Annotated in this window: 23 protein-coding genes; 15 read left to right on the top strand and 8 right to left on the bottom strand. The window is 71.8% G+C overall.

The window, feature by feature from the left end:
• Positions 1-169 precede the first annotated feature (169 nt).
• A complete protein-coding gene (locus GWK16_RS02375) occupies positions 170-1,933 on the top strand; it encodes an ABC transporter transmembrane domain-containing protein (RefSeq protein WP_170052357.1) in 1,764 nt (587 codons plus the stop codon).
• Positions 1,934-1,936: 3 nt separating this feature from the next.
• Here the strand turns inward: GWK16_RS02375 and GWK16_RS02370 are convergent, their stop codons facing one another.
• The 4 genes from GWK16_RS02370 to pdxA form a co-directional block, all read right to left on the bottom strand.
• Positions 1,937-2,398, bottom strand: a complete 462-nt coding sequence (locus tag GWK16_RS02370) for a GNAT family N-acetyltransferase (protein WP_170052356.1) — start codon at positions 2,396-2,398, stop codon at positions 1,937-1,939.
• A 218-nt stretch (positions 2,399-2,616) separates the two neighbouring features.
• Entirely contained in the window at positions 2,617-3,420 is an 804-nt protein-coding gene (locus GWK16_RS02365) for an alpha/beta fold hydrolase (protein ID WP_170052355.1), read from the bottom strand.
• A gap of 9 nt (positions 3,421-3,429) precedes the next feature.
• Positions 3,430-4,164, bottom strand: a complete 735-nt coding sequence (locus tag GWK16_RS02360) for a pyridoxine 5'-phosphate synthase (RefSeq protein WP_170052354.1) — start codon at positions 4,162-4,164, stop codon at positions 3,430-3,432.
• A complete protein-coding gene (pdxA, locus tag GWK16_RS02355) occupies positions 4,161-5,132 on the bottom strand; it encodes a 4-hydroxythreonine-4-phosphate dehydrogenase PdxA (RefSeq protein WP_170052353.1) in 972 nt (323 codons plus the stop codon). Before pdxA ends, GWK16_RS02360 begins: the two co-directional genes overlap by 4 nt.
• Positions 5,133-5,221: 89 nt before the next feature.
• Between pdxA and GWK16_RS02350 the strand changes: the two genes are divergently transcribed.
• Positions 5,222-5,959, top strand: a complete 738-nt coding sequence (locus tag GWK16_RS02350; protein WP_170052352.1) for an urease accessory protein UreH domain-containing protein — start codon at positions 5,222-5,224, stop codon at positions 5,957-5,959.
• A 5-nt stretch (positions 5,960-5,964) separates the two neighbouring features.
• Here the strand turns inward: GWK16_RS02350 and GWK16_RS02345 are convergent, their stop codons facing one another.
• Positions 5,965-6,741: a DUF2189 domain-containing protein gene (locus GWK16_RS02345; RefSeq protein ID WP_170052351.1), complete on the bottom strand. Its 777-nt coding sequence runs from the start codon at positions 6,739-6,741 to the stop codon at positions 5,965-5,967.
• 175 nt (positions 6,742-6,916) lie between these two features.
• Here GWK16_RS02345 and ccoN point away from each other — a divergent pair, with 175 nt between their 5' ends.
• From ccoN to GWK16_RS02300, 9 genes are read left to right on the top strand one after another with little or no spacing between them, the layout of a single operon-like run.
• The gene (ccoN, locus tag GWK16_RS02340; protein WP_408903900.1) at positions 6,917-8,410 is read left to right on the top strand and encodes a cytochrome-c oxidase, cbb3-type subunit I; all 1,494 of its coding nucleotides are present in this window, start codon (positions 6,917-6,919) and stop codon (positions 8,408-8,410) included.
• Between the two features lie 13 nt (positions 8,411-8,423).
• Positions 8,424-9,158 (top strand): cytochrome-c oxidase, cbb3-type subunit II, encoded by a 735-nt coding sequence (gene ccoO / locus GWK16_RS02335; protein ID WP_170052349.1) that lies wholly within the window; start codon positions 8,424-8,426, stop codon positions 9,156-9,158.
• Positions 9,159-9,168: 10 nt separating this feature from the next.
• Positions 9,169-9,354, top strand: a complete 186-nt coding sequence (locus GWK16_RS02330) for a cbb3-type cytochrome oxidase subunit 3 (RefSeq protein WP_170052348.1) — start codon at positions 9,169-9,171, stop codon at positions 9,352-9,354.
• A 13-nt stretch (positions 9,355-9,367) separates the two neighbouring features.
• The gene (gene ccoP / locus GWK16_RS02325; protein ID WP_170052347.1) at positions 9,368-10,231 is read left to right on the top strand and encodes a cytochrome-c oxidase, cbb3-type subunit III; all 864 of its coding nucleotides are present in this window, start codon (positions 9,368-9,370) and stop codon (positions 10,229-10,231) included.
• Positions 10,232-10,256: 25 nt separating this feature from the next.
• Complete coding sequence (gene ccoG, locus GWK16_RS02320) at positions 10,257-11,768, top strand: cytochrome c oxidase accessory protein CcoG (protein ID WP_170052346.1); 1,512 nt, start codon at positions 10,257-10,259, stop codon at positions 11,766-11,768.
• 8 nt (positions 11,769-11,776) lie between these two features.
• Complete coding sequence (locus GWK16_RS02315) at positions 11,777-12,250, top strand: FixH family protein (RefSeq protein WP_170052345.1); 474 nt, start codon at positions 11,777-11,779, stop codon at positions 12,248-12,250.
• Positions 12,247-14,589: a heavy metal translocating P-type ATPase gene (locus GWK16_RS02310; protein ID WP_338144376.1), complete on the top strand. Its 2,343-nt coding sequence runs from the start codon at positions 12,247-12,249 to the stop codon at positions 14,587-14,589. Before GWK16_RS02315 ends, GWK16_RS02310 begins: the two co-directional genes overlap by 4 nt.
• Positions 14,590-14,592: 3 nt before the next feature.
• Positions 14,593-14,754, top strand: coding sequence for a cbb3-type cytochrome oxidase assembly protein CcoS (gene ccoS, locus GWK16_RS02305; protein ID WP_168040970.1), 162 nt, complete (start codon positions 14,593-14,595; stop codon positions 14,752-14,754).
• Positions 14,751-14,936, top strand: coding sequence for a hypothetical protein (locus GWK16_RS02300; RefSeq protein WP_170052344.1), 186 nt, complete (start codon positions 14,751-14,753; stop codon positions 14,934-14,936). The genes ccoS and GWK16_RS02300 overlap by 4 nt, the downstream gene beginning before the upstream one ends.
• A 203-nt stretch (positions 14,937-15,139) precedes the next feature.
• On the opposite strand, the gene GWK16_RS02295 is transcribed toward GWK16_RS02300, so the two are convergent.
• Positions 15,140-15,592, bottom strand: a complete 453-nt coding sequence (locus GWK16_RS02295) for an Lrp/AsnC family transcriptional regulator (protein WP_168040972.1) — start codon at positions 15,590-15,592, stop codon at positions 15,140-15,142.
• Between the two features lie 119 nt (positions 15,593-15,711).
• Between GWK16_RS02295 and GWK16_RS02290 the strand changes: the two genes are divergently transcribed.
• Together GWK16_RS02290 and GWK16_RS02285 are read left to right on the top strand one after the other, a co-directional pair.
• The gene (locus GWK16_RS02290; RefSeq protein ID WP_211187031.1) at positions 15,712-19,095 is read left to right on the top strand and encodes an indolepyruvate ferredoxin oxidoreductase family protein; all 3,384 of its coding nucleotides are present in this window, start codon (positions 15,712-15,714) and stop codon (positions 19,093-19,095) included.
• A gap of 134 nt (positions 19,096-19,229) precedes the next feature.
• Positions 19,230-20,378 carry an acyl-CoA dehydrogenase family protein gene (locus tag GWK16_RS02285; protein ID WP_170052342.1) on the top strand — a complete coding sequence of 383 codons (1,149 nt, stop codon included), beginning with the start codon at positions 19,230-19,232 and terminating at the stop codon, positions 20,376-20,378.
• Here GWK16_RS02285 and GWK16_RS25485 read toward each other — a convergent pair.
• Together GWK16_RS25485 and GWK16_RS02275 are read right to left on the bottom strand one after the other, a co-directional pair.
• Positions 20,375-23,185 carry a beta strand repeat-containing protein gene (locus tag GWK16_RS25485; RefSeq protein WP_170052341.1) on the bottom strand — a complete coding sequence of 937 codons (2,811 nt, stop codon included), beginning with the start codon at positions 23,183-23,185 and terminating at the stop codon, positions 20,375-20,377. The genes GWK16_RS02285 and GWK16_RS25485 overlap by 4 nt on opposite strands.
• A gap of 119 nt (positions 23,186-23,304) precedes the next feature.
• On the bottom strand, positions 23,305-24,150 hold the full coding sequence (locus GWK16_RS02275; protein ID WP_170052340.1) for a hypothetical protein: 846 nt from the start codon (positions 24,148-24,150) through the stop codon (positions 23,305-23,307).
• Between the two features lie 139 nt (positions 24,151-24,289).
• Here GWK16_RS02275 and GWK16_RS02270 point away from each other — a divergent pair, with 139 nt between their 5' ends.
• The gene (locus tag GWK16_RS02270; RefSeq protein WP_170052339.1) at positions 24,290-24,466 is read left to right on the top strand and encodes a hypothetical protein; all 177 of its coding nucleotides are present in this window, start codon (positions 24,290-24,292) and stop codon (positions 24,464-24,466) included.
• Positions 24,467-24,576: 110 nt separating this feature from the next.
• Complete coding sequence (locus GWK16_RS02265; protein ID WP_170052338.1) at positions 24,577-25,764, top strand: patatin-like phospholipase family protein; 1,188 nt, start codon at positions 24,577-24,579, stop codon at positions 25,762-25,764.
• The last annotated feature ends 10 nt before the right edge of the window (positions 25,765-25,774 follow it).

The raw sequence follows: 25,774 nt of genomic DNA, 5'->3' as shown, positions 1-25,774 counted from the left end.
GTCGGGCCTCAGGCGCCGGCGCGTGCATCCGCGCGCTTGGCTTGCGCGCCCTGGACTTTCGCGTAGGCGGCTGCCGTTGGTCCGGGCGCGGTCGCGCTTCGCGCTCCCGGATCGACGCAGCGCCTCGATCCGCAGGTGGCGGCCGTGACGCCTCGCGAGGGCCTACCTGATGTCTGACGTCTCGGGTGGCGTGCGCCGCAGCGGCGTGCCGGCGCTCGGGCTGCTGTTGCCGTTCCTCCGGCCCTATCTCGGCCGCGTGCTTGGCGCCGCGGCGGCCCTGCTGCTGGCCGCGGGGCTGACCCTCGCGGTGGGGCAGGGGCTGCGGCACATCATCGACGATGGCTTCAGTGGCGGCGCCGGTGCGCTCAACCGCGCCGCCGTGGTGATGGGCAGCATCGTCGCCGCGCTCGGCGTCGCGACGGCCTGCCGCTACTACCTGGTCACCTGGCTTGGGGAACGCGTCGCGGCCGATCTGCGGCGCGCCGTCTTCGACCACCTCACCCGCCTCGATGCCCGCTTCTTCGAGGTCGCGCGCACCGGCGACCTGATGTCGCGCCTGACCGCCGACGTCGCGCTGCTGCAATCGCTGATCGGATCGGCGATCTCGATGGGGCTGCGCAACGCGCTGACCGGCATCGGCGCCTTCGCCATGCTGGTGCTGACCAGCGCGAAGCTCGCGGGGCTGATGGCGGTCGTGGTGCCGCTGGTGCTGCTGCCCATGGTCGCCTTCGGTCGCCGTGAACGACGCCTGTCGCGCGCGGCGCAGGAACGTGTCGCCGACCTCGCCGCCACGGCCGAGGAAGCGATCAACGCCATGCGCGTCGTCCAGGCCTTCACGCATGAGGATGCGGAACGCGCCCGCTACGGCGCGGAATCCGAACGCTCGGTGCAGGCCGCGCTGCGTCGCGTGCTGACACGCTCGGCGCTGATCCTCTCGGTCATCCTGCTCGGCTTCGGCGCCATCACCTTCGCGCTGTGGGTGGGTGGGCAGGACGTAATCGCGGGGCGGATGAGCGGCGGCGACCTCACCGCCTTCGTCTTCTACGCCGTGCTGCTGGCCAGCGCCGGCGCGACGGTCTCCGAGCTCTGGGGCGAGATCCAGCGCGCCGCCGCCGCCGCCGACCGGCTGGCCGAGATCCTCGCCGTGCAGCCCGGCATCGCCGCGCCCGCGAACCCCGTGCCGCTGCCCGCGCCACAGGGCCGCGTCACCTTCCGCGAGGTCACCTTCCGCTATCCCTCGCGCCCGGAGGCCAGGGCGCTCGACCGCTTCAGCCTCGACGTCGCGCCGGGCGAGACCGTCGCGCTGGTCGGCCCGTCCGGTGCTGGCAAGACCACGGTGCTGGCGCTGCTCCTGCGCTTCTACGACCCGACCGAGGGCGCGATCCTGATCGACGGCGTCGAGATCGCCCGCGCCGCGCCCGAGGACCTCCGCCGCCGCATCGGCCTGGTGCCGCAGGACCCCGTGATCTTCGGCGCCACCGTCGCCGAGAACATCCGCTACGGCCGCCCCGAGGCGACCGACGCCGAGGTCCGCGCCGCCGCCGAGGCCGCCTCCGCCCTCGACTTCATCGAGGCATTGCCGGAAGGCTTCGCGACCCATCTCGGCGCCCGCGGCGTGACGCTCTCGGGTGGGCAGCGCCAGCGCGTCGCCATCGCCCGCGCCATCCTGCGCGACGCGCCCGTGCTGCTGCTGGACGAGGCGACGAGCGCCCTCGACGCCGAAAGCGAGCACGCCGTGCAGCAGGCGCTCGCGCATGCCTCGCGCGGGCGGACGACGCTGGTCGTCGCGCATCGCCTGGCGACCGTACGCAGCGCCGACCGCATCGTCGTCATGGAAGCCGGGCGCATCGTCGCGACCGGCACGCATGAGGCGCTGCTGGCCGAAGGCGGGCTCTACGCCCGCCTCGCGGCCCTGCAGTTCACCGACGCCTGACCGCTACAGCACCTTGCGCATGTAGACCGTCGTGCCGCCCATGAAGGGTTCGCGTGCGGTCACTGCGTAGCCGCTGCGTTCATACAGCGCGATGTTCGAGCCGAAGTCGCCATTGGTCAGCAGCCGCAACTCAGGCCGCCGCGCGGCGCGCGCGAGCTCCTCGGCATGGGCGAGCAGCCGCCGCCCCAGCCCCTGGCCCTGCAGTTCCGGCCGCACCGCGACGTTCTCGATCCAGAGATGATCGGGCTCGAGCATCGTCTCGATCAGCGCGAGGATGCGCGGACCCCGCTGCAGCAGGTCGAAGCGGTGCTCGCGCAGCGCCTGGTCGTAGTCGACGCGCATCGGCATCGGCTCGCGGCCGATCAGCGGCACCCATCGCCCATAGGCCGCGCGCACGATCTCACGGATCTCCCCGGCATCGGCCGGGGTGGCGAGGCGAAGGGCCGTGGGCGTGACGGGGGCCATGGGGCATTCCTGCTGCTGGACATGAAAAACCCCGCCGACCGTGAGGTGGGCGGGGTGCCGGGAACCGGGAGGGCGGGCGGGAGCCTAGGCTCCGCGTCGGCCTCGCGGTGTCGGTCCGGGCGCACGCCCCCGCAGCACCGTCGGACGACGGCGTCGCAGCGTCAGGATCGTCGGGCGCGCGGACATGGCCGGATGCTTCCCGGGGAGGCCCCCGCCCGTCAATGCTTTTCGAGGAAGGCGAGCACCGCGGCGTTGAAATCCGCCGGGTTGTCCGCCTGCACGCTGTGTGCCGCACGGGCGATTGTCACGCGCGTCGCATTCGGCATCACCGGTTCCAGCGCATCGAGGATACGCCCGAATTGCGGCTGGGACTGCGCGCCGCCGATCAGCAGCGTCGGTGTCGCGATCCCCTGCGCCTCGGCGCGGGCGTAGGGCTTGCGCTGCTCGTTGATCTGGCCGAGCAGCGTGCGCGCATTGGCGCGGTTGACCGCCTTGCGCGCCTCCGACCGCTTCTCCCAGGCGCCGGGGCCGCCGGTGTGCTCGGCGACGACGGTCAGGCCTTCCTCGATCTTGCCCTCGCCGATCAGCGCGGCGGCCTTGGCGAAGGCCGCGCCCTGCTTGCCCGCCGGCGGCGCGCCGCCGAGGCTCTCGTCCAGTTCCCCGCCCGGTTCGACGAGCACGAGGGCCGACAGAAGTTCCGGATGATGCTGCGCGACGCGGAAGGCGATGTGCCCGCCGCGGGAATGGCCGACCAGGCGCACCTTCCCCGCGCCGAGCCCCTTGATGAAGCCCGCGATGTCCGCGGTGTGGCGCGCAATGGTGAAGTCGCCGCCGTCTTCCCACTGGCCGGGCCAGCAATGGCGCAGGCTGACGGCCATGGCGTGGAACCGCTCGCCGAAAGGCGCCATCTGCGCGGTCCAGGACCGCTGGTCTCCCAGCGTGCCATGGATCATCACCACGGGCTTGCCGGACCCGGCCTCGGCATAGGCAATGGGATAGCCGTCGACGGTCAGCGTGGGCATGGCGGTTCCTCAGGCGTTGCGCGCGGCGTCCATGATGGACCGGAAGCGCTTCACCGTCGCCTCCAGCCCCTCGAAGACGCTCTGCGAGATCAGGAAGTGGCCGATGGAGACCTCGGTGACCTCCGGCCAGGCGGCGATCGGCCCGACCGTGTCGTAGGAAAGCCCGTGGCCGGCGTGGCAGAGCAGGCCGGCGGCCTTGGCGACCTCCGCGCCGCGCTTCAGGCGCGCGAGTTGTGCCGCTCGGTTCTCGATCGGCCCTTCGGCATAGGTGCCGGTGTGCAACTCGATCGCCTGGGCGCCGAGGCGGGCGGCGCCCTCGATCTGCGCCGGGTCGGCCTCGATGAAGATGGACACACGCACGCCCGCGGTCTTCAGGCGGTCGATGGCCTCCGTCAGGAACGGCGCAGCGCGCAGCACGTCGAGGCCGCCTTCGGTCGTCAGCTCCTGCCGCTTCTCCGGCACCAGGCAGCAATAGGGCGGGCGGATGCGCTCGGCGAAGGCGACCATTTCCTCGGTCGCGGCCATCTCGAAGTTCAGCGGCGCGTCGATCTCGGCGCGCACGCGCTCGACGTCGCGGTCGCGGATGTGGCGGCGGTCCTCGCGCAGATGCATCGTTACGCCGTCGGCCCCCGCCGCGACGACGATGCGCGCGGCCTCGACCGGGCAGGGAAAGGTGCCGCCGCGCGCGTTGCGCAGCGTGGCGACGTGGTCGACGTTCACCGAGAAATCGAGATGCGGCTTCATGCAGTCCCCCGTGCGCGGGCGAGGTCCGCCGCCAGGCGGATCGCGGCGATGAGCGAAGACGGATCGGCACGCCCCGTGCCCGCGATGTCGAGCGCCGTGCCGTGATCCGGGCTGGTTCGCACGATGGACAGCCCGAGCGTCACGTTCACCCCGCCCGCCATGTCGAGCGTCTTGATCGGGATGAGCGCCTGGTCGTGATAGAGGCAGATCGCCGCGTCATAGGTCGGGCGCGCCAGCGCGGTGAACATCGTGTCCGGCGGCAGAGGACCGCGCGCGTCGACGCCTTCCGCGCGTAGCATGGCCACGGCGGGGGCGACGATGTCGATGTCCTCGCGCCCCATGGTGCCGGCTTCGCCCGCATGCGGGTTCAGTCCCGCGACGGCGAGGCGAGGATGCGCGATGCCGAATTCTTCCCGCAGCGCGCGGGCGGTGATGCGGGCGGTCTCGGCGATCAGCTCCGGCGTCAGGCGGGCGATGGCGCGCGCCAGCGCCTCGTGCACCGTGACCGGCACGACGCGCAGGTCGGCCGAGGCCAGCATCATAACCGGCGGCACGCCGGCCCCAGCGATCTCGCCGAGGTATTCCGTATGGCCGGGATGCCTGAATCCTGCGGCGGTCAGCGTCGCCTTCTGGATCGGGTTGGTCACCACGCCCGCCGCGCGGCCCGCCTTGCACAGATCGACCGCTTCCGTGATCGCGGCGATGACGGCGGGCGCATTCGCGGTGTCCGGCTTCCCGGCGATGGGCGCATGCGGCAGGGGGCGGTGCAGGATGGGCAGCGCGTCCGGGAAGACGGCGGCCGCCTCCGCGGGCGCGGCGATGGGGCGGACGGGCACGGCGAAGGGCCGTGTCGCGTCGTCGATCAGGAAGAAGACCGGCCCGGTGGCGCGGAGCGCGGACCAGGCGCCGGCGGCGATCTCGGCACCGATGCCGGCGGGTTCTCCCATGGTGAGGGCGAGGGGACGCATGACCCTTCGCGTGTAGTCCTTGCCGCCCCGGCTGACGAGGCCTTGCGGCGGCGCAAGCCCCCGCGTGGAGCGCATGCTAGACAGCGGCCATGGATGTCCTCGCGAACTGCCTGCACGACCTGACGGCGCTCGGCCCCGGCGGCGTGCCGGCGGTGATGGCGGCGCTGTTCCTCGCGGGCCTCGCGGGCGGGGCGACGCATTGCGCCGGCATGTGCGGGCCCTTCGTCATTGCCCAGGCGGCAGCCGTCGCCGACCGGGCGGCGGGCGGGGGGATGCTGGCGCGGCTCTCGGGCGCGGCATTGGCGCCCTATCACCTGGGACGGATGCTCGGCTACGGGGCGCTCGGCGCAGCGGCGGGGGGCTTCGCGGGCATCGTCGCGTTCGGGACGGGGTTCCGGTTCGTGCTGGCGGCGCTGCTGGCGGTCGCGGCGCTGCTGATGTTCGCCCAGGCCTCGGCCCGGGTGGCGGCGGTGTTGCCGCGAATGCCGGCGCCGCGCCTGCCCGCGGGGCTCGAGCGGCGGCTCGGTGGCCTGCTGGCCGCGCCGACGGGGCTGCGGGGCGTGGCGCTCGGGCTGATGCTCTCGGCCTTGCCCTGCGGGCTGCTCTACGGCGCGCTGGCGGGGGCGGCGGCGACCGGTTCGGCACTCGGCGGAGCGCTGGCGATGATGGCCTTCGTCGCCGGGACGGTGCCGGCGCTGGTCGGCGTCGCGCTGCTCGGGCGCTTCTTCGGTCGGCGGGCGGGCCCCGGCATGCGCGTCGCCGGCGCGGCGCTGTTTGCGATCAACGGCGTGATGCTCGCGGCGATGGCGGTCCGCGTGGCGGCCTGACGGCGCTAGGCCCGCACCAGGTCCCTGTAGGCATGCCAGGTCGCATGCCCGATCAGCGGGATCACCAGCGCCAGCCCCAGGAAGAACGGCACCATCGCCATCGCGGTGAAGACCACGATGAGCCCGGCCCAGAACGCCATCGCCCCCGGATTCGTGGCCACCGCCTTGATGGAGACGACGATCGCCTCCATCGCCGTGATGTCACGGTCGACCAGCATCGGGATCGACACCGCCGAGATGGCGAAGGCCGCTGCCGCCAGGATGGCCCCCGCCCCGGTTCCCACGATGAGGAAGGGCAGCAGCATGTCGGACCGCAGCATCGCCATCGGCAGCGATTCGAGCGACGGGGCGAAGTTCAGCCCGAACATCAACATGAAGATCAGCGCCGCGACCCGGATCCAGAAGAGGTGCAGCACCACCAGCACCACCCCCATGAAGGCCAGCTGCCCGCCATTGCGGGTAAAGCCCGCCAGGCACGCGCCGAAGGTGACGGGCCGCCCTTCCTCCCGCAGGCGGGAGGCTTCGTAGAGCCCGGCCGCCAGGATCGGCGCCACCATGAAGAAGCCCGCCGAGACCGGCAGGATCGCCCAGGCCGTCTGCGCCCAGAGCAGCAGCAGCGCGAGCAGCCAGCCCGCGATTGTCAGCGCCCCTCCGTAGAAGAAGCCGATCTGCGGATTGGCCATCAGGTCCCGCCAGCCGGCGGTCAGCCAGAGCCATGGCCGGTCCGGCGATACCTCCCGGATGGCGAATTGGCGGGGCGCGGTATCCGCGTCGCTCGGCATGGCAGACGTTTCCCAACACTGCGCGGCCCGGGCCGCGTGTCCATAAGCCACACTAGCCTGCTGCGCTGCGGAAGAATTGATCCGGATCAAGGACGCGGTCAGGCCGCCGGTATTGTCTCCGACCATGGCGAGCACCGCGAGTCCGCGGCTGTCGTCCCTGTGGGAGAAATCGGTCGTGGCAGCAGCAACTGCAACCGCCGCCCTGGCCCCCGGCCAGGCATCGAGCGCGGGGGAGGTGACGTATGTCGAAGCCCCCCTCCGCGCCTTCGCCGCCATCACGGCCTTCTGGGGCGTGGTCGGCTTCCTGGTCGGCGTGGTCATCGCCCTGCAGCTGGCCTACCCGCTGCTGAACCTCGACCTCGAATGGACGACCTTCGGTCGCCTGCGCCCGCTGCACACGAGCGCGGTGATCTTCGCGTTCGGCGGCAACGCGCTGCTCGGCACCAGCCTGTTCATCGTGCAGCGGACCTGCCGCGCGCGGCTGTTCGGCGGTGACGACGCCGGCTGGTTCCTCTTCTGGGGCTACCAGTTCGTCATCGTCATGGCGGCGCTGGGCTACGTGCTCGGCATCACCCAGGGCAAGGAATACGCCGAGCCCGAATGGTACGTGGACCTCTGGCTGACCTTCGTCTGGGTCGTCTACCTGATCGTCTTCGGCGGCACGATCCTGCGGCGCTCGGAACCCCACATCTACGTGGCGAACTGGTTCTACCTCGCCTTCATCATCACCATCGCCATGCTGCACATCGGGAACAACGTCTCGATCCCGGTCAGCTTCGGGTCCTCGCATTCCTACTCGGCGCCCGCGGGCGTGCAGGGGGCGATGATCCAGTGGTGGTACGGCCACAACGCGGTGGGCTTCTTCCTGACCGCGGGCTTCCTCGGGATGATGTACTACTTCATCCCGAAGCAGGCGAACCGGCCGGTCTATTCCTACCGCCTGTCGATCGTGCACTTCTGGACGCTGATCTTCCTCTACATCTGGGCCGGTCCGCACCACCTGCACTACACCGCGCTGCCCGACTGGGCGCAGGTGCTCGGCATGGTGTTCTCGGTCGTGCTGTGGATGCCCTCCTGGGGCGGCATGATCAACGGCCTGATGACGCTCTCGGGCGCGTGGGACAAGCTGCGCACCAACCCCGCGCTGCGCTTCTCCGTCACCGCGGTGGGCTTCTACGGCATGTCCACCTTCGAAGGCCCGGTGATGTCCATCCGGGCGGTCAACGGCCTGTCGCACTACACCGACTGGACCATCGGCCACGTGCATTCCGGCGCGATGGGCTGGGTCGGCTTCATCACCTTCGGCGCGCTCTACTACCTGTTCCCCGTGCTGTGGCGGAAGAAGGCGATCTGGAGCGAGAAGCTGATCGCCTGGCACTTCTGGCTCGCGACCCTCGGCATCGTCTTCTACATCACCGCGATGTGGGTGTCGGGCATCATGCAGGGCCTGATGTGGCGCGCCTACGACGAGCTCGGCTTCCTCCAGTACTCCTTCGTCGAGACGGTCGAGGCGATGCACCCCTACTACGTGATCCGTGCGCTCGGCGGCGTCCTCTACCTCTCCGGCGCGCTGATCATGGCCTTCAACCTCTGGAAGACGGTGACGAGCAGCGAGGCCGCAGAGCCCGAGGCCGCACCCGCTTCCGCCATCGCCGTCGCGGCGGAATAAGGAGGAGACACCGATGTTCCGCTGGCTTCGCGATCACGGCGTCATCGAGCGCAACCTGATCCTGATGGGCGTGCTCACGCTCATCACCGTCTCCATCGGCGGCCTGGTGCAGATCGTCCCGCTGTTTGCGGTCGAGACCACCATCGAGCGCGTCTCGGGCGTGCGTCCCTACACCCCGCTCGAGCAGGCGGGGCGCGACATCTACGTGCGGGAGGGCTGCTACCTCTGCCACTCGCAGATGATCCGCCCCTTCCGCGACGAGCTGGAGCGCTACGGCCACTACAGCCTCGCCGCCGAGAGCATGTACGACCACCCCTTCCAGTGGGGCTCGAAGCGCACGGGGCCGGACCTCGCGCGCGTCGGCGGCCGCTACTCGGATGACTGGCACGCGGCCCACCTGCGCTCCCCACGGGCGCTGGTGCCGGCCTCGGTGATGCCGCCCTACGCCTTCCTCGACCGTCCGCTCGACTACGCGGACATCCAGGACCGGCTGCGGGCGCTGCGGATGGTCGGCGTCCCCTACACGGACGAGATGATCGCCAATGCGCGCGCCGACCTCGAGGCGCAGGCGCGCCCCGACGCGGACGGGTCGGCCTTCCAGGGCCGCTACGCCCGCGCCCGGCAGGGCGCCTTCGACGGCGACCCGGCGCGCATCACCGAGATGGATGCGCTGGTGGCCTACCTGCAGATGCTCGGCACGCTCGTGGACTTCCGCGACGTGACGCCTGCGCAGCTGCGCCAGCCCTGAGGAGATGGAGATGCAGACGCTGATCGAGCACCTGCCGACCCTGCGCTCGCTCTGGGTGGTGTGGTTCTTCGTCCTCTTCCTCGGGATGCTGTGGTTCGTCATGCGCCCGTCGAAGAAGGCCTACTACCAGTCCCAGGCCGACATTCCCCTGCGCGACGCGGCCGAGGACGGCCCCGCCGCCCGCGGCTCACGCTGAGGAGCATCCCAGGATGCCGACCAAGATCGAGAAGGACACCGTCTCCGGTCAGGATACCACCGGTCACGAGTGGGACGGGCTGAAGGAGCTCAACACGCCGCTGCCCAAGTGGTGGCTGTACACCTTCTACGCGACGATCGTCTGGGCGCTGGTCTGGGTGGTGGTCTATCCCTCGGTGCCGTTCTGGCGTGGCACCTCGGGCTGGATCGCTCGGGAAGCCATCGTCGGCGAGGTCGAGGCGGCGAACGCCCGCAATGCGCCGATGATGGCGCGGCTGCGCGAGGCGACGCCCGCGCAGATCGCGGCCGATCCGGAGCTGCGCAGCTTCGCGCTCGCCGGCGGGCGCGTCGCCTTTGCCAACACCTGCGCCGGCTGCCACGGCGCCGGCGGGCAGGGCGCGCAGGGCGGCTATCCGACCCTGGCGGATGACGACTGGATCTGGGGCGGGTCGCTCGAGGCCATCCAGCAGACCATTCGCCACGGCATCCGCAACACCGAGGATGACGAGGCCCGGACCAGCATCATGCCGCGCTTCGGCGCGGACGGGATGCTGACGGCCGCGCAGATCGGCGACGTCGCGGAATACGTCCTGTCGATGTCCGGCCGGGCGACCGACCAGGCCGCGGCTGGCCGGGGTGCGACGATCTTCGCCGAGCAGTGCGTCGCCTGCCACGGCGACCGCGGCGAGGGGAACCGCGACGTCGGCGCCCCGCGCCTGAGCGACCAGGTCTGGCTCTACGGCAACACCAAGGCCCAGATCATGGCGATGATCAACAACCCGCGCATGGGCGTCATGCCGGCCTGGCAGGGTCGCCTCGACCCTGCCGTGATCAACATGCTGACCGTCTACGTGCATTCCCTGGGTGGGGGCGAGTAGCCCCCATCCGCTTGGCAGGACCACCATGAGTACCGTCGAGGCTCCGCATCGCGCCAAGGCCGACCGTCCGCCGGAAGCACCGGCGGCGGCGGCGCAGCCGCTCTACGCCAGCCGCCAGAAGGTCTATCCGAAGCGCGTCTTCGGCGTCGTCCGGTCGGTGAAGTGGGCGGTCCTGGCCCTGTGTCTTGCCCTCTACTACGTGGTGCCCTGGATCCGCTGGAACCGCGGGCCGGGGCTGCCCGACCAGGCCGTGCTGGTCGACATCGAGAATGCGCGGCTCTTCTTCTTCTGGATCGAGATCTGGCCGCAGGAGATCTACTTCCTCACCGGCGCGCTGATCCTCGGGGCTTTCGCGCTCTTTGCCGTGTCCTCCCTGTTCGGACGGCTGTGGTGCGGCTTCACCTGCCCGCAGACGGTCTGGACCGACCTCTTCATGTTCGTCGAGCGCTGGATCCAGGGCGACCGCAATGCGCGGATGAAGCTCGACCAGGGGCCGCGCAACGCGAACTACTGGACCCGCAAGGTCCTGACCCACGCGGTCTGGCTGCTGATCGCCGCGGCCACCGGCGGCGCCTGGGTGATGTACTTCGTCGACGCGCCGACGGTGACGATGGAGATCCTCACCGGCCATGCGAGCCTGCAGGTCTACTTCTTCTTCGCCATGTTCGCCGGCTTCACCTACCTGCTGGCGGGCTGGGCGCGGGAACAGGTCTGCACCTACATGTGCCCCTGGCCGCGCTTCCAGGCGGCGATGCTCGACGAGAACTCGCTCGTCGTCACCTATCGCGACTGGCGCGGCGAACCCCGCGGCAAGGCGAAGGCCGAGGGCGTTGGCGATTGCGTCGACTGCTTCGCCTGCGTCCATGTCTGCCCCACGGGGATCGACATCCGCGACGGCCAGCAACTCGAATGCATCGGCTGCGGGCTTTGCGTCGATGCCTGCGACAGCGTCATGGGCAAGCTTGGCCGGCCGAAGGGTCTCATTGCCTTCGAGACGCTGAAGAACCTCGCGGCCAGCGAGGCCGCGACCGCCGGCATGCCGCCCGGCGCGGCGCGGTACAAGGCGGGCATGGCCGCACGCCACCTGCCGCGCTTCATCCGCCCGCGCACCATGATGTATGCGGGCGCGATCGCGGTGGTCTCGCTCGTCATGCTCGGCGCCTTCCTGCTGCGCTCGACGCTCGACGTGACCGTGCTGCGGGACCGCGCGCCGCTGTTCGTACGCCTGTCCGATGGCGGCATCCGCAACGGCTACACCATCAAGATCGTGAACAAGCGGCGCGAGGACAGCCCGCTGGTGCTCGACCTGCAGGCGCCGCAGGGCTTCCGCATGGTGGTGCAGGACGCGGACACCGATCCGGACGGCCGCCCGCTGGTCGCCCGCCGCGCCGACGGCATCGTGCAGTATCGCGTCCTGGTCTCGGTGCCGCCCGGTCAGCGGCTGCCGGAATCGACGCCCGTCACCTTCCGCCTGCTCGAACCCAGCGGCCGCGTCGCGGCCCGCCAGTCGAGCACCTTCGTGGGGCCAAGGCAGTGAGCGCAACGATGAACGATCAGGGCTTCGATCCCCGGCGCTCGCGCTGGGTTCCCTGGGCCTTCGCCGGCAGCATGCTGGTCGTCGTGCTGGTCAACATGGTGCTGGTCTACTACGCCGTGTCGACCTTCACGGGCGTGACCGTGACGCGGTCCTACGAGCGCGGCCGCGGCTACGAGGAGGTGATCGCCGAAGCCACGCGCCAGGATGCGCTCGGCTGGCGCGCGGACGTCACGCTCGCCGGCGGGCGGCTCGCCGTCGCCGCGACCGATCGCGAGGGCCGCCCGATCGCCGGCCGCGTCGAGGGCGTGCTGCTCCGTCCGCTCGAGGGCACCGAGATCCCGCTCGCCTTCGCCGGAACGGGTGGCGGCCGCTGGGCCGCCGATGTGCAGCCGCCGCAGCCCGGCCAGTGGGAAGCGCGGCTGACTCTCTTCGGGCCCGGCGAGAGCAGCTTCGACATCCGCCGCCGGGTGATCGCGCCGTGAGCCTGATCGGCCGCGCCGAGCCGGTCGCGCCGGGGGCGGTCTCGGCCGCTGCCTGCGCGCATTGCGGCGCGCGACTGGCCCCGGGACAGGACCGCTTCTGCTGCACGGGCTGCGAGGGCGCGCATGCGCTCGTCGCCGGGCTCGGCCTGGCCTCCTTCTACGGCCGCCAGGCCACCGAGGCCGGCACGCTGCGCCCCGAGGCGATGGCGGCGGGCCTCGATCTCGCCCCTTTCGCCGAGACCATGAAGGACGGGACTCAGCGGCTTGAGCTCGTCGTCTCCGGCCTGACCTGCGGCGCCTGCGTCTGGCTGGTGGAGCAGGCGCTCGCCGCCGAGCCGAACGTGCTCTCGGCCCGCGCCTCGCTCTCCGCGCGGCGGCTGACCGTGACCTGGCGCGGGGCGGCGGCGCGCGCCAACGACCTCGTGGCCCTGCTCGCCCGGCTCGGCTTCCGCGTCGCGCCCTGGTCGCCCGCCTGCCTGCGCGCGACCGAGGACGCGGAAGGGCGCGAACTGACCCGCGCCCTCGGCATCGCGGCCTTCGGGTCGATGAACATCATGCTCGTCTCCGTCGCCGTCTGGGTCGGCACGGATATGGGCCCCGCGCTGCGGCACGGGCTGCACTGGCTCGCGGCGCTGATCGGCATGCCGGTCGTGCTGATCGCCGGCCTGCCCTTCTACAAGTCGGCCTGGGCGGCGATCCGCGCCGGGCGGCCAAGCATGGACCTCGCCATCTCCCTCGGCGTGCTTGCCACCGCGCTGATGAGCCTGTCCGAGACCATCTACAACGGCCCCTACACCTGGTTCGACGGCGCGACGATGCTGCTGGCGCTGCTGCTGGCCGGGCGCGTCTTCGACCGCGCGGCGCGGCGTCGCGCACGCCAGTCCGTCGCCGAGCTGCTCGCGCTGCAGGAAGGCATCGTCACCCGCCTGCTGGCCGATGGCCGCAGCGAAGCCATCCCGGCCGAGCGCGCCGCCGCGGGCGACCGCATCCTGGTCGCGGCCGGCGAGCGCCTGCGCCTGGACGGCGTCGCGGCAGCCCCGGCACTGCTCGATGCCGCCGCCACGACCGGCGAGAGCGTGCCCCGGTCCTTCGAAGCCGGTGCGGCGCTGCCCGCCGGTGCGGTGAACATGGGCGCGGCCTTCACCATGACGGTGACGGCGGCGGCGAAGGACGGCTCGCTCGCCGCCATGGCGCGGCTGCTGGAACGCGCGGAACAGGCCAAGGGCCGCTTCGTCGCCGTCGCGGACCGTGCCGCGCGCTACTACGTCCCGGTGGTCCATGCCGTCGCGGCCGTGACCTTTGCCGTATGGTGGGGCGTGCTCGACGCGCCCTGGCAGGTCGCGCTGGTGAACGCTGTCTGCGTGCTGCTCATCACCTGCCCCTGTGCGCTGGCGCTCGCCGTGCCGGCGGTGCAGGTGGTCTCGGTCGGCGCGCTGTTCCGCCGTGGGGTGCTGGTCACCTCGGCAACGGCGCTGGAACGCCTCGCCACCGCCGACCTCGCCGTGCTCGACAAGACGGGCACGCTGACCGAGGGCCGGCCGGTGCTGATCCCGGAAGGGCAGGATCCGGAGGCGGTCGCGCGGGCGGCGGCGATGGCGCGCGCCTCGCGTCATCCGCTCGCCCAGGCGCTGGCGCGGGCCTGCCCCGAGGCGCCCGCCGCGGACGGCGTGCGCGAGATCCCCGGCCAGGGGCTGGAACGCGGCGATGCGCGGCTCGGGTCCCCGATTTTCTGCGGCCTCGGCCCTTCGGCCGACGGCATGACGCTGGTGTTCCGCGACGGCGCGGCCGAGCCCGTGGTCTTCCGTTTCGCCGACCGCATGCGGGACGACGCGCCGGCCGCGGTCACCGCGCTGCGCGAGCTCGGCCTCGACGCCGAACTGCTCTCCGGCGACGGCGAGGGCGCCGTCTCCGCCGTTGCCTGGCAGGCGGGCATCCCGGACTGGCGCGCGGGCGCCGATCCGGTGACCAAGCAGGCCCGCATCGCTGCGCTGAAGGAGGCCGGCCGCCGCCCGCTGATGGTCGGCGACGGGATCAACGATGCGGCCGCGCTCGCCGCCGCGCATGTCTCGGCAAGCCCCGCCGGGGCGACCGACCTTGCCCAGACCGCGTCGGATCTGGTGCTGCAGCGGGAAGGCCTCGGCGCCCTGCCGGCGGCGATCCGCATCGCGCGGCGCGCCCAGGCGATCGCGCGCGAGAATATCGGCCTCTCGCTGGTCTATAACGTCTTCGCGGTGCCGCTGGCGGTGGCCGGCCTCGTCACCCCGCTGGTCGCGGCGGCGGTGATGGCCTCCTCCTCCATCGTGGTCGTGCTGAACGCGCTGCGCGCGGCGAAGGAATAGCCGATGGACTCGCTGCTGCTGCTGATCCCGGTCTCGCTGTTCCTGGGCCTTCTCGGCCTGATCGGCTTCCTCTGGGCGCTGCGTTCGCGCCAGTACGAGGATCTGGATGGGGCGGCCGCCCGCATCCTGTTCGACGACCAACCCCGCAAGGAGACACCGCCATGAGCGGCGCCCGCGTGTTCTTCATCGTCCTCTATGGCGTCCTCGGGCTGCTGGGCCTGGTCATGGCCGGCATCGCGCAGGACATCGGCATCTCGATCTTCGGCTGGGGCCTGGTCGCCTTCGGCGTGCTGAACGCCTTCCGCACCATCGGCGCCCATTTCGACGAGGCGGCGAAGGCGCACTGATAGGGCGCGCACGAAGGCGCTGCCTTCGTGCGCCTCAGACGCGGGGCGGCGGCCATCCGGCCGCCTTGGCTTCGCGGCACTTGCCGCGGGCCGCATTCCGGGACCCCATCGACGTTGCGGGGCAACGCCGATGGGAACCCGTCGCGGCCTCGGCCCTCCGGGCCGCAGATGCGGTATCGGCCACTGTCACGTCCTCGGCGCGTTCACGGCACGGGCGACAGCACCCGCTTCAGGCAGCGCAGCGTGAAGGCCGTGCGCGTGTGGCGCACGCCGGGCAGGCGGTAGATCTTCTCGCGCAGCAGGCGCTCATACCCCGCCGTGCCGCCTACCGCCGCCTTCAGCACGTAGTCGTATTCCCCGGTGACGAGCCAGCATTCCAGCACCTCGGGCATGGCGCTCACCGCCTCCTCGAAGCGCTTCAGGTTCTCGTCGTCGTGGCGTTCCATCATCACTTCCAGGAACACCGTGTCGGGCAGGCCGAGGGCGGCCTGGTCCAGCACCGCGTGGTAGCCCTGGATCACGCCCGCCTGTTCCAGGCGCTTCACGCGGGTCCAGCAGGGGGAGGGAGATAGCCCCACCTCCTCGGCGAGTTCGGCGTTGGTCAGGCGCGCCTTGCGGGCGAGCGCCCGGAGGATCCGGCGGTCGGTGGCGTCCATGGCGGAAGGATGTTCCGTCTCTTCGGCGCTGCACAACAGAAATCGGAAGAAACAGCCGGGAAACCCGCCGCATCATCCTGCCATTGGCATCGCGCGCAGAGACCTCCAACATGACGGCCATGGGCAGCATCATCCGACCCGACGCGACGCTCGAGGAACGCTGGGACGCCACCGGCGGTCCCGTGCTCCTCACCGGCACCCAGGCGCTGGTGCGTCTGCCCATGCTCCGGCAGGAGATGGATGCCGCCCTCGGCTGGAAGACCGGGGGGTTCATCTCGGGCTATCGCGGCTCGCCGCTCGGCGGTTTTGACAAGGAACTCGGGCGCCAGCAGAAGCGGCTCAAGGCTCACGACATCGTCTTCCAGCCGGGGCTGAACGAGGACCTCGCAGCGACTGCCGTTTGGGGTACGCAGCAGGTCGGGCTGTATCCCGGCGCGCGGGTCGATGGCGTTTTCGCCATCTGGTACGGCAAGGGTCCGGGCGTGGACCGTTCGGGCGACGTGCTGCGCCACGCCAATTCCGCCGGCACCGATCCGAAGGGCGGCGTCATCGCGCTGGCGGGCGACGACCCGTCGTCGAAATCCTCCACCATCACCTCCGGCTGCGAATACGCCTTCATGGATGCCGAGATCCCGGTGCTGGACCCGGCCGATGTCGGGGAGGTGCTGGAATTCGGCCTGAAGGGCATCGCCCTGTCGCGCTTCGCCGGCGTCTGGGCCGGGGTGAAGTGCGTCGCGGACACGATGGACGCGTCGATGACCGTCCTGCTCGACCCGGCGCGCTATGCGACGCGGGACCCGCAGGGTTTGGCGTTGCCGCCGGGCGGGCTGCACATCCGCGGCGGCGACAGCCCGATCGCGCAGGAAGAACGGCTGCGGCACTTCAAGCTGCCGCACGCGGTCGCCTTCGCGCGGGCCAATGGCTTCGACCGCATCGTCATCGATTCGCCCCAGGCCCGCTTCGGCATCGCGGTGCGCGGCAAGGCCTATGCCGTGCTGCGCCAGGCGATGGAGGAGGCCGGCATCTCCGACGCGCTGGCGCGCGAACACGGGCTGCGGCTGTGGAAGATCGGCCTGGCCTGGCCGCTCGATGCCGAGGCCGCGCGTGCCTTCGCCGATGGGCTCGAGGAAATCCTCGTCATCGAGGATCGCCGCCCTGTCGTCGAGCCGCAGATCCGCGACGCGCTCTACCACGCCGCGCAGCGCCCGCGCGTGACCGGCAAGGCGGACGAGGCCGGGAAGCCGCTGCTGTCCGACCTGACGGAACTCGATGTCGGGCAGATCCTGCGCGCGCTGATGGCCCGCCTGCCCGAGGCGCTGCGCAGCGACCGGCTGCGCGCCCGCATCGCGGAACTCGACGCGCTGGCCCGGATGCAGGAACCGCCGCTGCATCTGCGCGACCCCTATTTCTGCCCGGGCTGCCCGCACAACAGCTCGACGCGCATCCCGGAAGGTTCCCGCGCGCTCGCCGGCATCGGCTGCCACTACCTGGCGCGGTTCATGAACCGCAATTCGGACGCCTACACTCAGATGGGCGGCGAAGGCATGCCCTGGATCGGCCAGGCGCCCTTCACCACCGAGGAGCATATCTTCGCCAATATCGGCGACGGCACCTGGGGCCATTCGGGGTCGCTGACCGTGCGCTTCGCGGTCGCGTCCAAGGCCAACATGACCTTCAAGGTCCTGGTCAACAGCGCGGTCGCGATGACCGGCGGCCAGACGCCGGAGGGTGAGATCGACGTCCCGCACATCGCGGCCCAGCTCCGCGCGGAAGGGGTCGAGCGGATCGAGATCGTCTCGGACGACGAGGACCGCCACAAGGGCAACCCACTGATCCCGCCGGGCACCGGCTTCCACCATCGCTCGGAGCTCGAGGCGGTGCAGAAGGCGCTGCGCGAGGTGAAGGGCGTCACGGCCATCATCTACGACCAGGAATGCGCCACCGAGCGCCGCCGCAAGCGCAAGCGCGACCTGGCGCCCAAGGCCGAACGCCGCGTGATGATCAACCCGCGCGTCTGCGAGGATTGCGGTGACTGCTCCCGCGCCTCGAACTGCCTCGCGGTCGAGCCGGTCGAGACCGAGTTCGGCCGCAAGCGGAAGATCGACCAGTCGGCCTGCAACCAGGATCTCTCCTGCGTGCAGGGCTTCTGCCCGTCCTTCGTCACGCTGGTCGGCGCGAAGCCGGCCGAACATCACGTCACCGCCTCCGGCGCCGCGCCGCCCGAACCCGTCCGCCCCGAGGTGCAGGGCGAGGCGTGGAACCTGCTCATGGCGGGCGTGGGTGGGCAGGGCGTGTCCTCGCTTGCGGCGATCCTCGGCCAGGCCGCGCATCTCGAGGGGCGGCCAGTGCGCAGCCTCGATTTCCTCGGCCTCGCGCAGAAGGGCGGCGGCGTCTACGCGCAGCTACGCATCGGCGCGGCGGGGGCTGCGCCGGACAGCATGTCTGGTGCGCGGATCGGCGCCGGGTCCGCCGACCTGCTGATCGCCGCCGATATGGTGGTGGCGCATGGGCGTACGGCGCGGCCGCTGCTCGGTCCGGAACGCACCGTGGCGGTGGTGAACGCGGACCTCGCGCCCACCGCGCAGTTCGTGAAGGACACCGGCACGCGCTACCACGCGGCGGAGATGCTCGAGAGCATCCGCCATGCCTGCCGCGAGACCATCGCCCTTCCGGGTGCGACGCGCGTCACCGAGGAACTGGGCGACGCGGTCTATCTGAACGTCTACCTGCTCGGCATCGCCTATCAGCGCGGGCTGGTGCCGCTGTCGGCGGAAGCGATCGGGCGCGCCCTTGAACTGAACGGCGCGCAGGTCGCGCTGAACAAGGAAGCCTTCGCCCGCGGCCGCGCCGCGGCGATGGGGGACCTGCAGCCGCCGGCGCATGTGGCCGAGACGCTGGACAGCCTGATCGCGCGGCGCGTCGCGGACCTCACCGCCTATCAGAACGCGCGCTACGCGAAGGACTACGCCGCCTTCGTCGCGAAGGTCCGCGCCGCCGAGCAGGCGGCCCTGCCGGGCGAGGAGCGCCTGTCCCGTGCCGTCGCGACGCAGCTCCATCGCCTGATGGCCTACAAGGACGAATACGAGGTCGCGCGCCTGCACAGCCTGCCGGAATGGAAGGACGCGCTGGCGCACGGCTTCACCGGCACGCAGGCGATCGAGATGCACCTCGCCCCTCCGGCGCTGGGCGAGCAGAAGCGCCGTTTCGGCCCATGGATGTTCCGGGCCATGGGTCTGCTGCGCCACGGCAAGGCGTTGCGCGGCACGGCGCTCGATCCCTTCGGCCGCACCGAGGAGCGGCGCATGGAGCGCGCGCTGCCCGGCGAGTTCCGGGCGGGCGTGGAGCGCTTCCTCGCGGCGCTGCCGGGGTCGCATGCGACGGCCTGCGTCTGGGCCGAGGCCTGGGCGGGCGTGAAGGGCTTCGGGCCGATCAAGGCGCGGAACCTCGTGGGCGTCAGGGCGCGGCTCGCGCAGATCGAGGCGCCGGCCATCGCGGCCGAGTGAAGGTCGGGGGAGGATGAACCTCCCCCGAACCCCCTCCCTTTTCTGGTCACTTGGTTCCAAAGAAGGTTGAGGGGGGGTCCGGGGGGAGAAGTTCCCTTCTCCCCCCGCTATCCTGCCCGCGGGGGGACCATCCAATGACCAACGTCTTCGACCTGCCCGAGGCGACGCGCGAGTTGCAGTCCGTCGCGCGCGACTTCGCCCGCGAGGTCCTGGCACCCAACGCGCTCCGGTGGGACGAGCAGCGCCACTTCCCCGTCGAGGAGATGCGGGAAGCCGCGAAGCTCGGCATGGCCGCGCTGTATGTGCGGGAGGAAAGCGGCGGGTCAGGCCTCACCCGCCTCGACGCCGCCGTGGTGTTCGAGGCGCTGGCGACCGGCTGCCCGGTGGTCTCGGCCTATCTGTCGATCCACAACATGGTCGCCTGGATGATCGACCGCTTCGGCAATGACGCGCAGCGCGCGGAATGGCTCCCGGGCCTGGCGAGCATGGAGCGCGTCGCCTCCTACGCGCTGACGGAACCGGGGTCGGGATCGGATGCCGCGGCCTTGCGGACGCGGGCGGCGCGCGACAACGAAGGTTATGTGCTGAACGGCACCAAGCAGTTCATCTCGGGCGCCGGCGCGTCGGATCTCTACCTGACGATGGTGCGCACGGGCGGGGAGGGGCCATCGGGCGTCTCCGCCCTGCTGATCCCGAAGGAGACCGAGGGTCTCTCCTTCGGCGCGAACGAACGCAAGATGGGCTGGAACGCGCAGCCGACGCGCCAGGTGATCTTCGAGAATGCGCGCGTCCCGGCGACCGCCCTGCTGGGCGAGGAAGGCCACGGCTTCCGCTTCGCCATGGCGGGGCTGGACGGTGGGCGGCTGAACATCGCGGCGTGCTCGCTCGGTGGGGCGCAGTCCGCGCTCGACATCGCGCTGGACTACGTGAAGGAGCGCAAGGCTTTCGGGAAGGCGCTCGCGGACTTCCAGAACACGCAGTTCCGGCTGGCGGACATGCGCATCGAGCTGGAGGCCGCGCGGTCGCTGCTGTGGCGCGCGGCGGCGAAGCTGGATGCGAAGGAACCGGACGCGACCGCCTGGTGCGCCATGGCAAAGCGCTTCGTCACCGACACCTGCTCCCGCATCGCGGACGAGGCGCTGCAGCTGCTCGGCGGCTATGGCTACCTGGCGGATTACGGCATCGAGAAGATCGTGCGCGACCTGCGCGTGCACCGCATCCTCGAGGGCACGAACGAGATCATGCGCCTGATCGTCGCCCGCCAGATGCTCGGCGCGCGCTAGACCCAGACCAGCCAGGCGGGCGGCCCCGCCGGCGTCGCGAGGCCCGGCAGCGCGATCGCCATGTCCGCCTGCGCATCGCCGTCGAGGTCGATGCGCAGGATGCGCGCGGCCTCGTCGAAGCGTGCCTCGGCATGGCCCGTCCCGGTGAAGCCGAGGCCGCCGCGCCAGTCGACGCCATCGGCGATGCCGACCATCAGGATGCCGTCGCCCTCAGCCGGGTTGAAGCCGATGATGGTGTCCGGTGCAGCGGCGCTGCTGTGCCCCGCGGCGGTGAAGACGAACAGGTCCGCGCCCGCCCCGCCGGTCAGCCGGTCGATGCCCGCGCCGCCGATGATGGTGTCCGCACCCTCCGCCCCCGTCAGCGTGTCGTTGCCGCCGCCGCCGTCGAGCCAGGCAGCCGGATTGCCGCTGAGCAGCGAGACGGAATCCGCGCCCGCCCCGCCATGGACGATCTCGGTGCCGCTGGTCGCGACGCGCAGCCCGCCATCGCCCAGCGTCAGCATGTCCCGCCCGGCACCCAGCGCGACCGAGACGAGTCCCGGCGCGCGGGAGAGGGTGACGAGGTCGCTCGCCGCCGCGCCGGTCAGCACCTCCACATTCGCGATTGTCAGCACGTTCATCCCCGGCCCGAGGACCAGCCGGTCCGTCCCGCCGCCCAGGTCGATCGTCCCGCCCACGAGCCCGCGCGTCAGCGTGACCGTGTCGTCGCCCGCGTTCCCCGTGATGACCTCGACATCGGCGAGCGTGACACGGTTCGTCCCCGGCCCCAGCAGCAGGTGATCGACGCCGCCGCCGAGGCGCAGCGTCACGCCATCCGCCCCGCCGGCCAGGTCGATGGTATCCGCGCCGTCGCTGCCAATGACGAGTTCCGTGTTGGCGACGGCGATGCGGTTGCCGCCACGCAGTATGGACAGCGTGTCGGACCCGCCGCCGAGATCGACCACGGCCGATCCGACGATGCCGCCGAAGATGACGGCATCGGCGCCGCTGCCGCCGGTGACGGTCTCGGCGGCGATGACGCCGACCGCATTGCCGCCGTTCGCCAGCACGATGCGGTCGAGCCCGTCGCCGAGGTGGAACTGGGCGCCGGAGACGGTGTCGAGCAGCGTCACGACGTCGTTGCCGCCGCCCGCGTTGAGGAACACGACCCCGCGCAGTCGCACGGCGTCGTCGCCGTCGGAAAGGAACACCCGGTCGCGCCCGCCGCCCAGGGACAGCAGCGCATCTGCGGCCGCGGTGAAGGTGACGTCGTCATCCCCCGCGGTGCCGGTGACGGTCTCGACGCCCGCGAGGCGCACCGCATTCGCCCGGCCGCCCAGCATCAGCCGGTCGGCGCCGGCGCCGAGGTCGATCACCATGCCGGTCGTGCCGTGCGCAATGGTGACGTCCTCGGCGCCGCCGCCGCCGATCAGCGTCTCGATGCCGGCGACGGTGATGGTGTTGCCGCCATCGGCCAGGCGCAGCCGGTCCTGGCCGCCGTGGAGGTTGACCGCGGCCGGCGCGACGCTGAGCAGGGTCAGGTCCTCGTCCCCGCCGCCGCCCTCGATCGCCTCGACATTGCTGACGCGCGCGGTGACCGGCCCGCCCCGGATGACCAGGCGATCCGCGCCGCCACCGAGGTCGATGATGCCGTCCGCGATGGCGCCGGACAGCGTCACCTCGTCCGCGCCGTTGCCGCCGAGCAGCGTCTCGGTCCCGCCCGTGCGCAGGCGGTTGCCGCCATCGGCGAGGACCAGCGCATCGAGCCCCGCGCCGAGGTCGATCACGCCGTCGAGGATGCGGTCGCGCAGCGCGATGCGGTCCTCCGCCGCGCTGCCGCGCAGCGTCTCGATGCCCGTGACGGTCACGTCGCCGCCACCCAGCAGCAGCAGGCTGTCGGCCCCGGCACCGCCCGCGACGCTCTCGATCCCGCGGAGCACCATCGCATTGCCGCCATCGGCCAGGCGGATCGCATCGATGCCGGCACTGCCGGTCACCGCCTCGATACGGGAGAGGTGGACGGGCCCGGTGACGGCCTCGAGCGTGATCTCGTCCTGCCCGGCGCCGCCGAGGATGGTTTCCGCCCCCGCGACCGTCAGCGCGCTGCCACCGTCGCCGAGTTGCAGGATGTCGGCGCCGGCGCCGAGGACATAGCGTCCGGTCGCGCGGCCCTCGACGACGATGGTGTCGTTGCCGGTGCCGGCGAGGAGGGTCTCGACGCCGAGCAGCGTGACGGCGTTGTCCCCGTCCGCGAGAACAACGGTGTCGTTGCCGGTCTTGAGATCGAGGCGCAGCCCCGGCGCCGGCCCGGTGACGGTGACGATGTCGTCGCCGGACCCCGAGATGACGGTCTCGACGTCCGGCGCGATCACGATGGCATGGCTGAGCCAGGAGGCGAGGCTGAGCCTGTCGCGTCCGGCGCCGAGGCTGAAATAGGCACCCGGCCCCCAGGGCGAGAAGGAGAGGTCGTCGTCCCCGCTGCCGGAGAGGATGGTCTCCGCCGCGACGATCGTGCCGCGATTGCCGCCGTCGGACAGCCGGACGACGTCGTTGCCGCCACGCAGGTCGATGCGGCCGCCGGCGAGCGGCGTCAGCAGTGTGACGGTGTCGGCGGCACCGCCGCCATAGACGGTCTCCGCCCCGCTGACGGTGACGAGGTTCGGGGCCGAGGCGAGGCGCAGGACATCGTTCCCCGCGCCGAGGTCGACGATGGCGTCGGGCAGGCCCGCCGTTACCGTCACATCGTCGTCGTAGGCCCCACCCGTCAGCCGGTCGAAGGACCCGACGGTGACGGCGTTCGGACCGGACGGGTCGAGCGTGATCGGCATGGCGCAGGCTCCACTTCCGCGCCGACGCCGCGTGGCGCCGGGCAGAGGAAGCATGGCCTGCCGTCTCTAAAATTAGACCAAACTTTGAGACGCGTCGCAGGGCGCGTCCCGCGCGTTAATCAGGTCTTGATCGGGCCACTCCGACCGCCGCGACCCTGACCGGGTGGGTCACCCGGATCGTTGTCGGACGGACCGGCCGGTGCGCGACCGCCGCCGCCGCGCCCCTGGCCCGGTGGATCGCCGGGATCGGCATCGCTGACCCCGCCGCCGCGGCCGCCACCGCCACCGCGACCCTGGCCCGGCGGATCGCCGGGATCGGCGTCACTCACCCCGCCGCCACGTCCGCCGCCGCGGCCCTGGCCGGGCGGATCGCCGGGATCCGCATCGCTCACGCCGCCAGGACCGCCGCCGCGACCACGGCCTGGCGGGTCCCCGGGATCGGCATCGCTGACCCCGCCGCGGCCGCCACCTCCGCCGCCGCCACGCCCTCCGCCCGCCGGATCCCCGGGATCGGCGTCGCTGACCCCGGTCCGCGGGCGGCCTCCCCCCTGGGCTCCGCGACCACCGCCGGCCGGATCGCCCGGGTCCGCGTCGCTGACGCCGGTGCGGGGCCGGCCCCCACCTTGCGACCCGCGACCGCCATTCGGCGGATCGTTCGGGTCCGCGTCCGTCATGCCGGTCTGCGGCTGACGCTGCCCGCCCTTCACCGGCGGGTTGCCGCCGCCGCGCCCCTGGCCGGGCGGGTCGCCCGGATCGTTGTCGGATGGCCCGGCGGGCGCGCGACGCGGGGGTGGCGCTGGTGCGGGGGGCGGCGCAGGGGCGGGACTGGGCGTCGGCGCGCCGCCGCTGTCCCCCTTGGTGTTCTGCGCCAGGGAAGCCCCGGGCAGGGCTGCGGCGCCGCCCGCAGCAGCGAGCCGGACCACGACGAGGCGCCGCGCGAGGCGATGGTCGGGGAAGTCGGACATGGAACGGGCGCTCCGCTGGAACCGGGGGACATACTCGGCGGCGGAACGGCCTCTGCACAAGACCGCAGGCGGGATGGCCGGTGTGCGCCGACGCACAGAACCGCTTGCGTTAATGTTCTTGTTTTGTTCTTATCATCGCATGAGCACGCGCACCGCGACCGATCCCTCCCTCGAGATCCCGCCGCTCCCCCTCATGGTCCGCTTCGTGCCGGCCAAGCCGGCCCGGCCGGCCCGCCGCGCCATGCGGGACTTCACCGCCTTCCTGGCGCTGGCCTGGGCGGCGGCGGAACTAGCCCTGTGGGCGACGGGGGTCTGAGGCGCGCGCCGCTCATTTGATTGCGGTATCGACGGCCCCATCTGTCGCCACCCGGACGGCGTGCCGCCCGAATGACTGCGAGGGCGATGATGGGATACACGCGGCGCGGAATGCTGGCCCTGGGGGGCGTCGGCCTGGCCGGGGCATGGGTCCAGGGCAGCCGGCCCGACCCGCGCGGCCCGGCGGTGCCGATGGGCCATGCGGCGGAAGCCTCCGCCCTGGGCATCCCCAACGAACGCTTCATGCTCTCGGCCCCGGGCGGGACCGAGGCGATGCTGCGCGGCCTCGCGGACGCGACGCGGCGGCGCCAGGTTGCCATGGGCCTGCCCGCCTCGGCCGAGCCTCTGCTCGACAAGCAGATCCTCGCGCTGTCGGGCGGCGGGGAGAACGGGGCCTTCGGCGCGGGGCTGCTGACGGGTTGGGCCGCCCAGGGGACGCGCCCGACCTTCCACATCGTCAGCGGCGTCAGCGTCGGGGCGCTGATCGCCCCCTTCGCCTTCATCGGCCCCTCGCGCGATGCCGAGCTGCGCGAGCTCTTCACCACCATGACGGCGGACCAGGTGCTGCGCCGCCGGGGCTGGATCGACGGCGTGGTGGGGGAAAGCCTCGCCGACAACGCGCCGCTGATGAACACCATCGCGCGGCACCTCGATGCCCGCATGATGGAGGACATCGCCCGCGGGCACGAGGAAGGCCGGCTGCTGCTGGTCGGGACGGTCAACCTCGACGCGCAGACGGCGGTCTGGTGGAACCTCGGCGCCATTGCGGCCAGCGGGCGTCCCGGCGCGCTCCCGCTGATGCGGGAGATCCTGCTGGCCTCCGCCGCCATCCCCGGGCTGTTCCCGCCCAGCATGATCGACGTGACGCAGGGCGGGCGCCGCTACCAGGAGATGCATGTCGACGGCGGCGCCCTGGCGCAGACCTTCGTCTATCCCTCCGCGCTGGGAGAAAGGCGGCGTGAGCGCCTGCGCGAGGGGCTGCCGGTGCCTTCGGCCGCCGCCTACGTCATCTGCAACGCGCGTCTGAGCGGCGCGCGGCCGCCGGTCGGCCTGTGGTCCGTCTCGATTGCCGAGCGCGCCATCGCCGCGCTGATCCGCGCCAATGGCCTCGGCGATGTCTGGCGCATCTACCAGAACACCGAGCGCGACGGGATCGGCTTCAACCTCGCCCTGATCGGCGACGATTTCGCGCCGATGCCGCAGGCGCGCTTCGACCGCGACTACATGCGCGCGTTGTTCAGCCATGCCGAGGAGCAGGCGCGGCGCGGCTATCCCTGGATGCACAGCCCTCCGGTCTGACGCCCGGCGG

It is taken from the genome of Neoroseomonas marina, assembly GCF_012927745.1.
In the GTDB taxonomy this organism is placed as follows: domain Bacteria; phylum Pseudomonadota; class Alphaproteobacteria; order Acetobacterales; family Acetobacteraceae; genus Neoroseomonas; species Neoroseomonas marina.
Note: the sequence above shows the minus strand (reverse complement) of the source record. Positions and strands in the feature narration are given on the sequence as shown.

Excerpts from the sequence above, each read along its gene's own strand:
- GWK16_RS02375 (WP_170052357.1), top strand. The coding sequence starts at position 170 with ATGTCTGACGTCTCGGGTGGCGTGCGCCGCAGCGGCGTGCCGGCGCTC.
- GWK16_RS02370 (WP_170052356.1), bottom strand. The coding sequence starts at position 2,398 with ATGGCCCCCGTCACGCCCACGGCCCTTCGCCTCGCCACCCCGGCCGAT.
- GWK16_RS02365 (WP_170052355.1), bottom strand. The coding sequence starts at position 3,420 with ATGCCCACGCTGACCGTCGACGGCTATCCCATTGCCTATGCCGAGGCC.
- GWK16_RS02360 (WP_170052354.1), bottom strand. The coding sequence starts at position 4,164 with ATGAAGCCGCATCTCGATTTCTCGGTGAACGTCGACCACGTCGCCACG.
- pdxA (WP_170052353.1), bottom strand. The coding sequence starts at position 5,132 with ATGCGTCCCCTCGCCCTCACCATGGGAGAACCCGCCGGCATCGGTGCC.
- GWK16_RS02350 (WP_170052352.1), top strand. The coding sequence starts at position 5,222 with ATGGATGTCCTCGCGAACTGCCTGCACGACCTGACGGCGCTCGGCCCC.
- GWK16_RS02345 (WP_170052351.1), bottom strand. The coding sequence starts at position 6,741 with ATGCCGAGCGACGCGGATACCGCGCCCCGCCAATTCGCCATCCGGGAG.
- ccoO (WP_170052349.1), top strand. The coding sequence starts at position 8,424 with ATGTTCCGCTGGCTTCGCGATCACGGCGTCATCGAGCGCAACCTGATC.
- GWK16_RS02330 (WP_170052348.1), top strand. The coding sequence starts at position 9,169 with ATGCAGACGCTGATCGAGCACCTGCCGACCCTGCGCTCGCTCTGGGTG.
- ccoP (WP_170052347.1), top strand. The coding sequence starts at position 9,368 with ATGCCGACCAAGATCGAGAAGGACACCGTCTCCGGTCAGGATACCACC.
- ccoG (WP_170052346.1), top strand. The coding sequence starts at position 10,257 with ATGAGTACCGTCGAGGCTCCGCATCGCGCCAAGGCCGACCGTCCGCCG.
- GWK16_RS02315 (WP_170052345.1), top strand. The coding sequence starts at position 11,777 with ATGAACGATCAGGGCTTCGATCCCCGGCGCTCGCGCTGGGTTCCCTGG.
- ccoS (WP_168040970.1), top strand. The coding sequence starts at position 14,593 with ATGGACTCGCTGCTGCTGCTGATCCCGGTCTCGCTGTTCCTGGGCCTT.
- GWK16_RS02300 (WP_170052344.1), top strand. The coding sequence starts at position 14,751 with ATGAGCGGCGCCCGCGTGTTCTTCATCGTCCTCTATGGCGTCCTCGGG.
- GWK16_RS02295 (WP_168040972.1), bottom strand. The coding sequence starts at position 15,592 with ATGGACGCCACCGACCGCCGGATCCTCCGGGCGCTCGCCCGCAAGGCG.
- GWK16_RS02290 (WP_211187031.1), top strand. The coding sequence starts at position 15,712 with ATGGGCAGCATCATCCGACCCGACGCGACGCTCGAGGAACGCTGGGAC.
- GWK16_RS02285 (WP_170052342.1), top strand. The coding sequence starts at position 19,230 with ATGACCAACGTCTTCGACCTGCCCGAGGCGACGCGCGAGTTGCAGTCC.
- GWK16_RS25485 (WP_170052341.1), bottom strand. The coding sequence starts at position 23,185 with ATGCCGATCACGCTCGACCCGTCCGGTCCGAACGCCGTCACCGTCGGG.
- GWK16_RS02275 (WP_170052340.1), bottom strand. The coding sequence starts at position 24,150 with ATGTCCGACTTCCCCGACCATCGCCTCGCGCGGCGCCTCGTCGTGGTC.
- GWK16_RS02270 (WP_170052339.1), top strand. The coding sequence starts at position 24,290 with ATGAGCACGCGCACCGCGACCGATCCCTCCCTCGAGATCCCGCCGCTC.
- GWK16_RS02265 (WP_170052338.1), top strand. The coding sequence starts at position 24,577 with ATGCTGGCCCTGGGGGGCGTCGGCCTGGCCGGGGCATGGGTCCAGGGC.